The organism is Dyella amyloliquefaciens (assembly GCF_004296575.1).
GTDB classification, from domain to species: Bacteria; Pseudomonadota; Gammaproteobacteria; order Xanthomonadales; family Rhodanobacteraceae; genus Dyella; species Dyella amyloliquefaciens.
Genome location: NZ_SAYT01000005.1, coordinates 170,828 through 184,920, shown reverse-complemented (window position 1 = coordinate 184,920; position 14,093 = coordinate 170,828). Strand labels below are relative to the sequence as shown.

The 14,093-nt window shown below is 66.1% G+C and carries 8 protein-coding genes; 3 read left to right on the top strand and 5 right to left on the bottom strand.

What is annotated here, in order from left to right; all coding sequences use genetic code 11:
• Positions 1-83: 83 nt before the first annotated feature.
• A complete protein-coding gene (fusA, locus tag EPB08_RS12685; RefSeq protein ID WP_130619482.1) occupies positions 84-2,123 on the bottom strand; it encodes an elongation factor G in 2,040 nt (679 codons plus the stop codon).
• Between the two features lie 414 nt (positions 2,124-2,537).
• Between fusA and EPB08_RS12680 the strand changes: the two genes are divergently transcribed.
• The 3 genes from EPB08_RS12680 (at position 2,538) to EPB08_RS12670 (ending at position 8,090) form a co-directional block, all read left to right on the top strand.
• Positions 2,538-3,422 carry a hypothetical protein gene (locus EPB08_RS12680; RefSeq protein WP_130619481.1) on the top strand — a complete coding sequence of 295 codons (885 nt, stop codon included), beginning with the start codon at positions 2,538-2,540 and terminating at the stop codon, positions 3,420-3,422.
• 79 nt (positions 3,423-3,501) lie between these two features.
• The gene (locus tag EPB08_RS12675; protein ID WP_229238324.1) at positions 3,502-5,403 is read left to right on the top strand and encodes a hypothetical protein; all 1,902 of its coding nucleotides are present in this window, start codon (positions 3,502-3,504) and stop codon (positions 5,401-5,403) included.
• A 128-nt stretch (positions 5,404-5,531) separates the two neighbouring features.
• The gene (locus tag EPB08_RS12670) at positions 5,532-8,090 is read left to right on the top strand and encodes a hypothetical protein (RefSeq protein ID WP_130619479.1); all 2,559 of its coding nucleotides are present in this window, start codon (positions 5,532-5,534) and stop codon (positions 8,088-8,090) included.
• Between the two features lie 31 nt (positions 8,091-8,121).
• Here EPB08_RS12670 and EPB08_RS12665 read toward each other — a convergent pair whose 3' ends face one another.
• The 4 genes from EPB08_RS12665 to EPB08_RS12650 all read right to left on the bottom strand — a co-directional run bounded on the left by EPB08_RS12665 (position 8,122) and on the right by EPB08_RS12650 (position 14,053).
• Entirely contained in the window at positions 8,122-8,703 is a 582-nt protein-coding gene (locus tag EPB08_RS12665) for a DUF4136 domain-containing protein (protein ID WP_130619478.1), read from the bottom strand.
• A gap of 136 nt (positions 8,704-8,839) precedes the next feature.
• Positions 8,840-11,083 (bottom strand): patatin-like phospholipase family protein, encoded by a 2,244-nt coding sequence (locus tag EPB08_RS12660; RefSeq protein WP_165418498.1) that lies wholly within the window; start codon positions 11,081-11,083, stop codon positions 8,840-8,842.
• Between the two features lie 178 nt (positions 11,084-11,261).
• Positions 11,262-13,526: a xanthine dehydrogenase family protein molybdopterin-binding subunit gene (locus EPB08_RS12655; protein ID WP_130619476.1), complete on the bottom strand. Its 2,265-nt coding sequence runs from the start codon at positions 13,524-13,526 to the stop codon at positions 11,262-11,264.
• Entirely contained in the window at positions 13,523-14,053 is a 531-nt protein-coding gene (locus EPB08_RS12650) for a (2Fe-2S)-binding protein (protein ID WP_130619475.1), read from the bottom strand. The genes EPB08_RS12655 and EPB08_RS12650 overlap by 4 nt, the downstream gene beginning before the upstream one ends.
• Positions 14,054-14,093 lie beyond the last annotated feature (40 nt).

The following is a 14,093-nucleotide window of genomic DNA, read 5'->3' as shown; positions in this document are numbered from 1 at the left end:
CGTTGTCGCCGCGCATCAAGCGGTGCGCAGGCACCCCGGCGGTGCGTGGCATCTGCCACGCACGTCGATCGGGTGGGTGCGGGTCAGTCTTCTTCCACGTGCGGCTTCCATGCTTCGGCCAGCTGCTTCTGCACCGGAGGAGGCACGGGTTCGTAATGGCTGAGGTCGAGACTGTAGCGGCCCCGGCCGCCGGTCATCGCCTTCAGTTCCGAGGGATAGTCGGTGAGTTCGGCAAGTGGTGCCTGCGCCTTGATCACCAGCTCGCCGCCACGCAGCGAATCGGTGCCCATGATGCGCGCGCGCTTGCCGGCCAGTCCGCCGGTCACGTCGCCCACGCTCCCCTCGGGAATGGCCACTTCGACATCGACGATGGGCTCGAGCACGATCGGCCGCGCCTTACCCACCGCGTCGAGGAAGGCTTTCTTGCCAGCGCTGACGAAGGCCACTTCCTTCGAATCCACAGGGTGATACTTGCCGTCGTATACCGTGACGCGCAGATCCTGGATGGGATAGCCGGCGACCGCACCGCTTTCCAGCGCCTGGCGCACGCCTTTCTCGATGGCGGGCAGGAACTGGCCGGGAATGACGCCGCCTTTCACCGCGTCGATGAATTCAAAGCCGGCGCCGCGATCGAGCGGCTCCACGCGCAGGAACACTTCGCCGAACTGGCCGGCGCCGCCGGTCTGCTTCTTGTGGCGATGGTGGCCTTCCGCACGGCCCGCGATGGTTTCGCGATAGGCGATGCGCGGTGGATGCGTATTCACCTCGACGCCATAGCGCTCTTTCATGCGTTCGAGCATGATTTTCAGGTGCAGGTCCGAGAGGCCGCGAATCACGGTCTCGTTGAGCTCCTTGTGGTGCTCCACGCGGAAGCAGGGATCCTCTTCGGCCAACCTTCCGAGCGCCTGCGAGAGCTTCTGCTCCTGTCCCTTGTGCCTCGGTTCCAGCGCCAGGCCGAACATCGGTTGCGGCACGGGTATCGGCGCGAGGTGGATGCGGTCTTCATCGTGGGAGTCGTGCAGCACCGCGTCGAAATGGATCTCTTCCACCTTGGCGATGGCGGCGATGTCGCCAGGAATGGCGTGGTCGATTTCCTCATGCGTCTTGCCGCGCAGGCGGAACAGGTGGCCCACCTTGAAGGCTTTCTTGCTGTCGTCGATGAACAGTTGGGTGTCCTTGCGAATGGTGCCCTGCCAGACGCGGAAAATGCCCAGCTTGCCCACGAAGGGGTCGTTGACGATCTTGAATACGTCGGCGATCACGTGCTGCTCGGGATCCGCGTTGACGGTGATCTCCTCGTTCTCGCCATTGAGGAAGGGCGGCGAGTTGCCTTCGGAGGGATTGGGCAGCAAGCGCTCGGCGAGTTCGAGGAATTCCTTCACGCCGGCGCCCGTGCGCGCGCTGACGAAGCAGATCGGGATGAGGTGTCCTTCGCGCAGGCATTGCTCGAAGGCATCGTGCAGTTCCTGCGGGCTGAGGTCGTCTTCGCCGGAATCGAGATAGTGGCCCATCACCGATTCGTTGATCTCCACCACCTGGTCGACGATGCGCTGGTGCGCTTCGGCCAACGAGGAGAAATCGGTCTGGCCTTCGCTGTGGAAGAAACAGTCGCGCACCAGCTTGCCGCCTTGCCCGGGCAGGTTCACGGGCAGGCATTGCGTGCCGAACTCCTCGCGTAGCGCATCAACCAAGGCGCTGAGGCGGGCGCCCTCGAAGTCGATCTTGTTGACGACCAGGATGCGGGCGAGACGTCGCTCACCGGCACGCTCCATCATGCGACGCGTGCCGTACTCGATGCCGTTGCAGGCATTGACCACCACGGCAACAGTTTCCACTGCCGCAAAGGTGGACAGGGTAGGGCCGCGGAAATCCGCATAGCCGGCGGTATCGATGAGGTTGATGTGGCAACCGTTCACATCGAGGGAGGCGATGGCCGAGTCGATGGAGTGGCCGCGCGATTTTTCCTGTACGTCGGTATCGGACTGCGTGGTGCCGCGTTCCACCGATCCCTGGGCCTGGATGACGCCACCGGCATGCAGCAGCGCTTCGAACAGCGTGGTCTTGCCTGAGCTGGAATGTCCGGCAAGGGCGATGTTGCGGATGTTTTCCGTGTTGTACGACACGATGCGACCCTCCTCTGACGAGGCGCGGGCTCGTGCCGACGATGACCTGCGGCGCCGCACGAAGCCGCGCAAGCGGCTGACGATGGCGGGCCGTCATGGTCGTCCAGGCGTGCAGGACGCGGGGGCGGTCATGGCGGATACGGCCGGGGAGGCCGTCGCACTAGGGTTTCCCCATTGCACGGCGGGGTCAAGTTGCAGTGCGGGGAAGGGGAACCCGAGCGCCTCCCGCTTGTCACCTGAAGTCTCCCCCTCGCGTGGCCGGACGGAGCCTGGCCATGCGGTTGTCCCGTCGCTGAGAAGGGAATCCCCATCGAACGTACCGAGCAGGTCGAACACCATCGCTGGACGCCGCCCGAGCCCCAGGCTCGTGGACTGGCGCCCCTCGATGGCTCCACACGCGCGCTGTTGCATCAGATGCGCTGGCGTCAGGCGCCGCCCGATCGGGGGCGCCGGTGGGTGGCGCTCGGCCTGGTGCTGGTGCTGCACGTGTTGTTCGGTGTGCTTACCTGGCATGAGCTGCGCCTGCGTGCGTTGGAGGAAGCACGGCACGGGCGCCGCGACGCGCTGCAAGTACGCCTGATTCCGGCCGCCCCGCGGGCCGCTCCCTCGGCGCCGCCGGAGCTGGCGCCGCCTCCGCCACCTCCGCCGCCCAGGCCGGTGGTGCGCGAGCCACCGGCGAAACAGGCGATGACGGTGACCTTGCCCGAGCCGGCGCCGGCACCGCCTTCGACCGTGGCACCGCCGCCGCAGCTGTTTGACGCCACGGGCCAGCCGCACCTTCCCACTTCTTCGTCGAGTGCGTCCGCAGCGCCCGCGCCCGATTACGTTCAGCGCATGCCGCAAGGTGACAGCCAGGTGATGAAGCACGACAGCCCGGTGACTTACCAGGCGACGCGCTTCGACAACGACTGGACGCCGGTGCGCGGCAACAGCTCCGTGGACGATGCGCTCAAGCGGGCGGTCGACAAGACCACCGTTTCCCATACGTTCCATGTGGCGCCCGGCGTGCGGGTGAAGTGCACGGTCGTACTGGCCGCGCTGGCGGGCGGTTGCGGTAGTGGCAATCCCCCCCGGGGGCCATCCGGGCGCAGTGGCGACATGCGACTGAACATGGCGCCAGCCAGCACGCTTGCCCCCGACATGCCGGAACCCAAGCCGCCCAGCGTGAACGATTGCATCGCGATCTATCGCGCCAACAAGCCGCTGCCGCAGGGATGCCCGGTCGATACGGCCGCACGCTCGGTGGATGCGGAGATGCGCGAACGATCGCCGCAGCCGGAAAACCCGGCAGGCCACTAATGCCGACACGCCACTGTCACCGGCCCGGGGTGGTCAGAATGGCCGTGCCCGCTACACTGCGCGCATGGAGAGGGAATCCGTGAGCCGGCTGACTGTGACGCTGCCATCGCCGAAGTCGGCGGCGGAGAGTGCGTTCGTCTATCGTCGCCGCCGCGCGGAGCAGCCACGTGAACGCTGGCTGCGCATCCTCGCCTTGGTCAGCGCGTTGATCGTGCACCTGGTGTTTCTCTTCGGCGCGGTTCTCGGATCAGCGTACGAAATGGAAGAGAGCGAGGAGTCGAGTACGCCGCTGGTCGTGCGCCTGATCGAGAAACCGAAAGAGGAACCGCCGCCGCCACCGCCCGTGCGCGGCACGCCGCCCAGGCAGGTGGGGCCCGTGCATCGTGGCAATGCCAGCAATGCACCGCGCACGGCGAAGCAGAGCAGTTCGTCCACGCGCACCAACAGCGAACTCGTGCCGGTGCCGGTGCCGGCGCTGCAGACGCCGGTCATCGCGGAGGCACCCAAGGCCAGCGCGCCCAAGCCGACCATCACGGCGGCACCGCTGCCGCCGGTGAGCGTGCCCAAGCCCGCACCCACGGAAACGCTGCAGCCGGTGCCCGCGGCGCCCGAGCCGCCCCAGGTCACGCTGGAAACACCGCCCACGCCCAAGCCGGCGCCGCCGAAGTTCCAGCCCGAGCCCGTACGCAAGCCGCAGGTGGAAGGCAGCGAAGCCATGCCGCCGCCGGCCTCGATGGCGATCGAGGAGTTGCCGCCGCAGTCGGCGCCGGTGGTCACGCCGCCCACGATCGCGATGGAGAAGGCGGTGCCAGCCAACACGCGTCCCAGCATCACGCCGGTGACTCGTGCGGAAGAGCCCGTCGCCCCGCCGGAGCCGGAGATGCAGGCCGTGCCGTTGCCCGCGCAGGCCGCACCGACGGTGAACCTGCAGCCGCAGCCGAGCACGTTGTCGGCCGTGGTGCCGCGCGAACAGCCCAAGGTCGAGTCACCCTCCATACGCGTCGCGGAGGTCGAGCTGGAAGCGGTGCCGCTGCCGCCGAACCCGCAGCCCAGCCTGGAGCGTCCGCAGGCGCCACGCCTGCAGGCAGTCGCGCCTACGGCCATTGCGGTGGACAGCAAGCCGTCCATCGCGCGCCCGCAGATTTCCGTCGAGCCGCCTTCGGAAGCCGCGAACCAACCGAGCGCGGCCTCGTCGCCGTCCTCGTCGCAAACGCAGAACGCGGCCAGCGCACAAGCCAGCGCCACCGGCAGCGAGGCCAGCCCGTCGGCCGGCGAGCAGGGCGTGAGCAGTGCGCCCAATGCAACACCACAAGGCAGCAGCTCGGGAACGCCCGGCCAACCCAACGGCTCCAGCCAGTCGACCGCGACCACGCAGGGCAATGGACTCAATCTCTCGATACCGCCGGGACAGGGCCATGGCCAGGGCGGGCAGCAAGGCCAGGGCGAGCAGGGTGCGTCCGGCACTTATGTGCAGCTGAAGCCTCACGGCAATACCGAAATCATGTCGCACGGCACGCCCAACATCGGTTACCAGGCCACGCGCTTCGAGAAAGACTGGACACCGGAAGGCGAGAGCTCGATCGACACTGCGTTGCGTCATGCGGTGGAGAAGACCACATTGCGCCACACCTTCAACCTTCCGCGTGGCGTACGCGTCGAGTGCGTGGTGATGCCGTTGTTCCCGGTGGCGCTGTTTGGCTGCGGCGACGGCAACCCGCCGCCCAAGCCGGTGGATGACGTGGTCTACGACAAGATGAAGCTGGCACCCACCAATCCGCTGGTGCCGCCCGCGCCGTCCACGGCAGGTGCGCCGACCATGGCTACGGTGAAGCTGGACAACAGCGCGCAGTGCGCCGCCGCTCGCGTCGCTGGCGGACCGCTGCCGCCGGGTTGCACCAACCTAGACCCGGTAACCGTGCCGACCGGGCCCGCACGCTCCAGCAGCACAGGGTGGGTGCCGGCGAGCGACCAGTTCCACTGACGCCGCGCCGCGCGGAGGCGCTTAGGTAAATTTACGCGGCAGCCGCTGCGAAGTTTTGCGCTATCGGGCGCCATGTCCGGGGTTCATGCTCGTGCGCATCACAATGGCAATCAGCCGTGAGGTGCAGCATGCGCTCAATGCGTTGGCTTGGCCTGATGCTGGCGCTCGCCCTGCTGGCGGGCATTCCGGTCTATTCGCAACAGAGTGGCAAGGCGACGACACCCCAGGGCAACTCCGATTTCCGTGAGTGGCCGCATACCTTCGATGTCGATGGCCTGCACATGGTGCTGCACCATCCCCAGATCGACAGCTGGGTGAACAGCCAGCTCAAGGCGCGCATCGCCGTGGCGGTGAAGACCGGCACGCAGGTTGGCAGCGACGGCAAATCGCATGACGTGATGGCCTATGGCGTGGCGTGGGTGACCGCGCGCACCGAGACGGACAAGGTGCTGCGCCAGGTGACGCTCTCCCAGGTCACGGTCGACAAGGTGTCGTTTCCCACCCAGGCCGCGGAGCAGTCGCGCTATCTCGATGTGTTGCGCAAGATCGCCGCGCGCAGCCACCAGGTGGCCAATCTCGACACGCTGGAAGCTTCGCTGGCGATCAGTCAGCAGGAGAGCAACGTGAAGAACGAGGCGGTGCGCAACGATCCGCCGCAGATCATCTTCTCGTTCAAGCCCGCCTTGCTGGTGCTGATCGATGGCGCGCCGGCCAGCAAGCCGTCGGGGACGACCGGCGTCAATCGCATCGTCAACACGCGCTCGCTGCTGCTGCAGGTGGGCTCGCAGTACTACCTCACGTTCGCGGGTCGATGGGTGCGGGCGTCATCGCTGGATGGCCCGTGGACGCTGACCAAGGCGCCGCCTCCGGCCGTTACCCAGGCCGCGCATGCGCCAGTGAATGCCAAGCAGGTGGACACGCTGGAGAATCCTTCCGAGGCATTGAAGAAAGTGCTCGACTCCGGGCAACTGCCCGAGATCATCGTTCGATCGCAGCCGTCGGAATTGATCATGGTGGATGGGGAGCCGCAGTTCGCCTCCATTCCGGGTACGCAGCTGGCCTATGTGGACAACACGGCGTCCGACGTGTTCGTGGACCAGGCGCACGGCCTCACCTGGTACGCGCTGATTTCCGGTCGATGGTTCACCGCAGAATCGACCAATGGTCCGTGGCGCTACGTGCCCGGTGAATCCTTGCCTGCCGATTTCGCCAACATTCCGTCGGACAGCCCCAAGAGTGCCGTGCTTGCGTCGATTCCAGGTACGCCCGAAGCACGCGAAGCGCTGATCGCCAACAGCATCCCGCAGACGGCGACCGTGGACAGCCACACCGTGGTGCTTCATCTCGACTATGACGGTGCACCGCAGTTCCGTCCCATCGAGGGCACGTCGCTGTCGTATGCATGGAACACGCAAGTCCCGGTGATCCGCGTGGACAACGCCGCCTACTACGCCGTGCAGAACGGCGTGTGGTTCACCGCGGGCAGTCCCAATGGACCGTGGTCGGTGGCGCTGGAAGTGCCGTCGGTGATCTATTCGATTCCGCCCAGCTCGCCGCTGCATTACGTCACCTACGTGTACGTGTACGGGCATGAAGGCAACGACGTCTACGTGGGTTATTCGCCGGGCTATTACGGCACCGTGGTGAGTGATGGCGTGGTGGTCTACGGCACGGGCTACGCGTGCGATCCCTGGGTGGGCAACGACATCTGGTATGGCTGCCCGGCGACGTATGGTTTTGGCGTGTCGTTCGGCTGGACGCCGTGGGCAGGCTGGGGCTTCGGCTATGCCTGGGGCTGGGCATGGGCGTCGGCGTGGTACGGACCGTGGTGGGGGCCGTGGGGTTATTGGGGTTACTACCCCGGCTATTACCCCGGCTACTGGGGCGGCGCGATCGCCGCAGCGAACGTGTATGGACGCTGGGGCAACGCGGTGGTGTCGGGGCAGGTCGCCGGCTGGGCCAATCCCTGGACCGGCAACGTCGGCCGCGCAGGTCGCGGTGGCTATTACAACGAAGCCACCGGCGGACGCGGCGTGGGCTATGCGGGACGCAACACCAACATCTACACCGGCACCACGACGGCTGCGGCAGGTGGCATCCGCTATAACCCGCAGACCGGTCGCGTCGTCGGCGGGCAGGGCGGTGCGGCGGTGAATCCGTATACGGGCAATGCCGTGGCAGGCGGCACGCGCACGGTGGCCAACACCGAGACAGGCCGCGTCACGCAACAGGCGGGTGTTGCCGGTCGCACCGATCAGGGTGCGGGTGCCGCGGGTGCGTTCAATTCAAAAGGTGCCAATGGCGATGCGCGCGGCGCCGGCTACGTGCACTACGACAAGGCGACCGGTGAGGTCAGCCGCGGCGGCGTGGTGGACATCAACGACAAGGTCTATGCGGGCAAGGATGGCAATGTCTACAGCTACGACAAAGACCAGGGTTGGCAGAAGGTCGACAACAAGGGTGAGTTCAATCGCGTGAATGGTCCGGACAGCGCCGATACGAACCGTGATCGCATGGCGCGTGACCGCAGTGCGGACAGCGCCCCGCCCCAGCAGCGCCAGCAACGTCAGCAGTTCGAACGCAGCAATTACAACAGCCGCTATCAGGGCCAGATGGGCGGGTTCCGCGGATCGGCGGGTGGCGGGCGCTTCGGCGGTGGGCGGATGGGTGGCGGGTTCCGGCGCTAGGCCGGGAACCCGCCGGACTTGCGCTACAGCATCAACGCAGGATGCCGTCGGCCTTCATCTTCGGAATCAGCGTCTGGGCGAGCTGCGTGGAGGTCTTGGGAATGTCGTTGGTCGCGACGTTCTCGGTGGTCACCGTCCAGATCAGCTTCTCGTTGCGCGCATCCCACACGCTGGTTTCCAGCGTGACCACTTCGTACTGGTTGATGTCGGGCGTGGATGCCCACGCGCCGCCGTACCAACCGTAGAAGCCGCCGTAGTACGGGCCGCTCGGGGTGACGCTGACCTTCTGCTGCACGCGTTCAACACGCGTCACCAGCACAGCCTGCGCTCCCGTGCCCTTCACAAGGTCACGCAGCCGCACGGCGCCGCCATTGCCGGACGGAATCTGCGTGTAGCTGGCGGCAGCCTGTACACCGGCAGCCTGCAGCTGCTGGGCGAAGGTGTCCTCGAACACGCGCCGCATGGTGTCGCTGCGCGAGATGCCGACGACCACCACATTGGATGCCGGCGGCCCGGCCCACGAGGGATCACGCCACTGGTTGGTGACGCTGACGGTCGAGCACGCACAAAGCACCAGGCTGACGGCAATGACGAACAGACGCAGGGGTTTCATGGCATGGCTCCATGGCAAATAGCCCACGCGAAACGGTGGGCGGCCGCCGGATTGTGCGTGGCCTTTTGTGGAGGCCACGCGATTGCGAACCGGCAGGTTGACTTACTTAAGTAAGTGCTGGCTGCATCGCCATCGGTTACTGCTGCGGACGCAACAGCGAACCGAACGTGAGGTAGATCGAGTTGTGTCCGCCCTGGGCGTAGCCATAACCGAGGAACAGCGGCCCCAGCGGCGTCTGGATGCCCAGGAACATGCTGCCGGCGTAGATCAGCGAGTCGAGCCGCACATCGCTCTTGTCGTGCCAGGTATTGCCTGCTTCCAGGCTGGCGCCGATGTAGATGGGCGTGGAGAACAGGGCATCCATCTGGCCCGTACGCCGATAGATCACGGCGCGCGCCAGTGCGGTCTGATTGCCGTAGAGCGAGCGTTCCGAATAGCCGGACAGGTTGAGAAATCCGCCGAGGAAACCCTGGCTCTCGAAGTAGGGCTTGTTGTCGAGCGAGCTGCTCGCGCGCACGCCCAGCAGCAAGCGATAGCGGCCATCGGTGGGCCACAGGTCGGGCACCCAGTCGGCCACCAGTCGCGCAACGTCATCCGTCACCTGGCCGCCCAGGAAGGGGCGGTACATGTCGTAGTAGAGGTTGATGTGTGCGCCGCGGGTGGGAAATTGCGCGTTGTCCAGGCTGTCCCAATCAGTGCCGACGCGGATGACGCTGTAGTTGCTGGCCTGGCTCGGCGGGAAATCGGTGGGCGAGCCGATGCGCAGGTCGCCGCTGTCCTTGCCGCGGCTGACCGACGTCAGCCATCGCCATGTGCTGGTGGGCGTCCAGCCCGCTTCCAATCCAAGGCTGCGGCGCTTGATCTGGTATTCGGCGAGCTGCTTGTCACCGTTGTCGTCGAACAGGGGAAAGTCCTCGTTGCGCAACAGCAGCGAGGGCATGATGTAGGCCGATGCGCCCTGTCCGAACGGTTGGTAGAACTCGCTGGCGAGGCCGCCAATGCGACCGGCCCATAGCGTGCTGCGCCACTCGCCGCCGTAGCGGTTGATGTTGGTGGCGTTGATCTCGCCGGAGATCAGGTACTCGCTGCGACCCTGGAAGTCGTCGTCGAGCTGGAAACCGACCTTGCCGTAGATCGGTCCCCACGGCTTGTCGCGCGGCACGATCAGCAGGCCCTGCTGGTCGCCATCCTGCTGCAGGTGGTAGTCGATCTGCTGGTAGTTGCCGCGGCCATAGATGGTGCCGATCTGTTCTTCCAGCTTGGCGGGATCGAACGGTTTGCCGACATCCTTGGCAAGGCGCTCTTCCACGTATTTGGAGGTGTCCGTGTGCGTGGCATCGACCTTGAGGAACGCGATCAGTGCGGGATCGAACTGGCGCTGGCGATGGCTGGCAACGAACTGCTGCCATTGCTCCGGGCCGACCGCCAGTTCGCGCAGGCGAGGCAACGCGGCCTCCGCAGCGGCGCGACCGATGGCGATCGCTTGCTCGCCGCGATTGAATTCGCTGGCGCTCATGTCGCCAAGCTCGGGCTTGATCAGGATGTCGTTGGGGCCCAGCGTGTTGAGCTGGCGCTGCGTCTTCTCATCCATGAGGGCGCTGACCATCTGGTTGAGCACCGCCACGGGATTACTGAGCTGTTCGCGCTTGAGCAGCGGCGAACCCACATCGACGACGATGAGTTTCTGCGCCCCCATCTTGCGCATCACGTCGATGGGCACGTTGTCCATCAGACCGCCATCGACGAGCAGTTGGTCGTCGACATTGGTGGGCGCGAACGCACCTGGTACCGACATGCTGGAGCGGATGGCGAGCGCCAGGTCACCCGAGCCGAACACCACCGGTTTGCCTGCGACGATGTCGGTTGCCACCGCGCGGAACGGAATGGACAGGTTGTCGAAGTCGTGCACGTTCCACGTGGAGATCAGCAGGCGGCGCAGCAACAGCAGCAGCTTCTGTCCCTGCACCACACCGGCGGGCGTGATGATGTGGCCGTTCTTGTAGCCGACTTCGAAGTTGAGCAGGTAACGGTAGTCGGCGTCCTTGCGGCGCATGGGCATTTCCATGCGCGCGGGGTCGTCCGAGAACAGGTCGTTCCAGTCCAGCGAGGTGATGATGCTGTGCATCTCCGCGGGCGTGTAACCCGCCGCGTAGAGTCCGCCGACGATCGAGCCCATGCTGGTGCCGGCTACGCGGCAGACCGGGATGTGTTCGCGCTCCAGCACTTCGAGCACGCCAATGTGCGCGGCGCCGCGTGCACCGCCACCACCGAGCACCACGCCGATGCAGGGCGTCGTCGCGGCGGTACTGGACGCCTGCGCCGAAACGACAAGCGGCGTACACAGCAACAGCAAGGCGATCAGTGCGAGGCGGAGACGCATTGACGGTCCTTCGGGTGCGTGGTGGCAGCGACCCCAACTTCGCTGCGGGCACGGCATCGTAAGACATATCGAATGCAACGTGTGTGCATGCACACAAGCGTCATGCAGTGCGCAAGACGCTACACATTTTCGTCACAAAACTGTCTGCGGATCGCGGCGGTGAAACGCCGCGATCGCATCACAGCATGCGCAGCATTTCCTTCAGCAGCGGCAATCGACGCACGCGCACCGCGCTGACGCGGAACACGGCGTTCGCCAGCGCCGGAGCGGCCGATGGCATGCCGAGGAAGCTGGCTCCGGCAGGATTGCCGTCACCGGGCACGATGATCACCTCGGTGGTGTCGGGCAGCTGAGCCATGCTGGCCAGCGGATAGTCCTTCCAGTTGTGCTGCTGGACCTGGCTGTCCTTGTAAGTGATCTGCAAATTGAGCGCGTTGGACAGCGCATCGAGCGTGGCGCCAATGACCTGGCCTTCCAGCCCTGCCGGATTGATCACGCGGCCCACGTCGACCGCGCACACCACGCGTTCGATATTGAGGCGATCGCCCTGCAGCGAGGTCTCGATGGCGTGGGCGACATAGGCGCCGTCCACGTACCAGCAGGCGATACCCAGGCCGTTCACGGTGCGCAGCCAGTTCTTCCACTCGATGCGGTCGGCGACCAGCTTGAGCACGTTGGCGAGGCGTCCCGTATCGAGCACGCGGTCGTTGCGGAGCGGAATCTGTCGCGGCTCGCCGATCATGCGCAGGCGGGTGACCAGCGGGTCTTCCTTCAGCGAGTGCGCGATTTCGTCGACGAAGCTTTCGACGGCGAAGGCGTTGCTTACGTGCGGCATGCCACGTGCAAAGCCGCGCGGCATCACCGAGGGCAGGCCATACCAGTCATTGCGCAGGTTGGGCACCAGGCCCGCGGGCAGCTGGTGCGCGTCGACCTCGGATACCCACAGGCGGTTGTCCGGCAGGCCGCGCTGCGCGAGTGCGGACGCGCTCGCCATGCGCTGGTTCCAGGTGACGACCTGACGCTTGCCGTCGAGCGTGGCGGAGAACTTGTGCACGCAGGCGGAGCGGTAATAGTCCTGCGCGAGGTCTTCGTCGCGCGTCCACATCAGTTTGACCGGCTTGTCGACTTCCTTGGCCAGCATCACCGCTTCGGCCACATAGTCGTGGTCAAAGCGACGGCCGTAGCCACCGCCGACGCGCGGCACGTTGATGGTGATCTGCGAGGGCGAGAGGCCGGTGAGTCGCTGCACCACCTGCCACGCTTGCTGCGGCGCCTGGGTGGGCACCACCAGCGTGGCGCCGTCCTTGTCCACGCGCACGAGGCAGTTCATCGGCTCGGCGGTGGCGTGTGCCAGCCAGGGCTGCACATAGGTGGCCTCGACGCGGCGCGCGGCTTTCTTGCCGGCGGCATCGACGTCACCGTCGTTGCGCACGCGCGTGGTGGGTGCGGCGTTCTTGTCATTGACCAGATCGGTCGCCTGCTGTTCGAACCAGGCACTGTTTTCACTCTGGGTACCGGCCTTCCACTTCAGCTTGAGCTTGGCGCGTCCCTGCAGGGCTGCCCAGGTGTTCTCGGCGATCACCGCCACGGCGGGTGCGCGCACGGTCTGTCCCAGCGCAATGCCCGCTTCGGGCTTGAGCTGGATGACCTTCACCACGCCCTTCACGGAAGTGGCGTCGGTCACGTCCAGGCTCTCCACGCTGCCGTCGATCCACGGGCAGTGGCTGAGCACGGCGACCAGGGTGTCGCTGGCGTAGCTGTCCAGCGCGTACACGGCCTGGCCGGTGACGATGGCACGGGCGTCGACGTCGCCGGCCGGTTGACCGATCAGGGTGTAGCGGTCGGGTGTCTTGAGCGGTACGGGCGAGGTCGGCGGGGCGACCTTCGCGGCCGCTTCGGCGAGCTCGCCATAGCCGAGCTTGCGGCCGTCCGGCGCGATCACATGGCCGGCTTCGCAACGCAGGCGATCCGACGGCACGCCAAGGCGCGGCGCCGCGGCCTGCAGCAGCAGCCAGCGAGCCGTGGCGCCGATCTGGCGCAGGTCGGCCCAGGCTGCCGGAATCGAGTCGCCGAGGCCGCTGGTCTGGTGGCCGTAGATCCAGCGCGGCTTGCCGTTGTCGTCTTCCACGCCCAGGCCCATCGGCACCACGCTGACGCGACTCCAGTCCGCATCGAGTTCGTCGGCGATGATGCGCGGCACGGCGGTAGCGGTGCCCGTGCCCGTATCAGGATCGCGTGCGCCGATGATCACGTTGCCATCGGCGTCGATGCGCACGTAGGCACCCAGGCCATACAGTGTGTCGCCGAGGAATGACGGAGGTACCGGCAGGTCCGCGGCTTCAGCCATACGGATGCCGACGACGAGCGCGCCGGCCGTACCGGCCAGCACCTGAAGGAAACGACGGCGCGAGGGCTGCATGGTGTTGTCGCGTTGCTGGCTCATGCGCGTGCTCCGTTGGCAACGCGCTTGATCGCGCGACGTACGCGCGTCTGGCAGCCGCAGCGGCAGAGATTGGGCAACTGGTCGATCTCGTTGTCGCTGGGTTGCGGGTGGCGGTTGAGCAGATCCAGCGAGGCCATCAGCCAGCCGGGCGTGCAATAGCCGCAGCCGATGGCGTTCTCGTCGATGAAGGCCTGCTGCAGCGGATGCAGCTTGCCGTCGGCGCCAGCCAGGCCTTCCACCGTGGTGACCGACTTGCCGGCGACATGGAGCATCGGCAGGGACGTGGCCGAGGCGAGCTTGCCGTCCACCAGCACCAGGTCGTAGCCGCCTTCGCCATGCTCGCCGCTGTACTTGGTGCCGGTCAGGCGCAACACGTCACGCAGGTACCACAGCAGCGGCATCTGGTCGTCGCCGGTGTGACGGTAGGACCGGCCGTTGATCTCCAGATCGATCCCTTCGCGAATCTTCTCCGGCACGATAGTGCCGGTGGGATTGGGCGTGAGGATCTGGTCTTGCGCGTGCGCCATCAGTAAAGCTCTCCCTCGTGATCCCCTGATTGTCGCATTG

Excerpts from the sequence above, each read along its gene's own strand:
- EPB08_RS12660 (WP_165418498.1), bottom strand. The coding sequence starts at position 11,083 with ATGCGTCTCCGCCTCGCACTGATCGCCTTGCTGTTGCTGTGTACGCCG.
- EPB08_RS12650 (WP_130619475.1), bottom strand. The coding sequence starts at position 14,053 with ATGGCGCACGCGCAAGACCAGATCCTCACGCCCAATCCCACCGGCACT.
- EPB08_RS12680 (WP_130619481.1), top strand. The coding sequence starts at position 2,538 with ATGCGCTGGCGTCAGGCGCCGCCCGATCGGGGGCGCCGGTGGGTGGCG.
- EPB08_RS12665 (WP_130619478.1), bottom strand. The coding sequence starts at position 8,703 with ATGAAACCCCTGCGTCTGTTCGTCATTGCCGTCAGCCTGGTGCTTTGT.
- EPB08_RS12670 (WP_130619479.1), top strand. The coding sequence starts at position 5,532 with ATGCGCTCAATGCGTTGGCTTGGCCTGATGCTGGCGCTCGCCCTGCTG.
- EPB08_RS12655 (WP_130619476.1), bottom strand. The coding sequence starts at position 13,526 with ATGAGCCAGCAACGCGACAACACCATGCAGCCCTCGCGCCGTCGTTTC.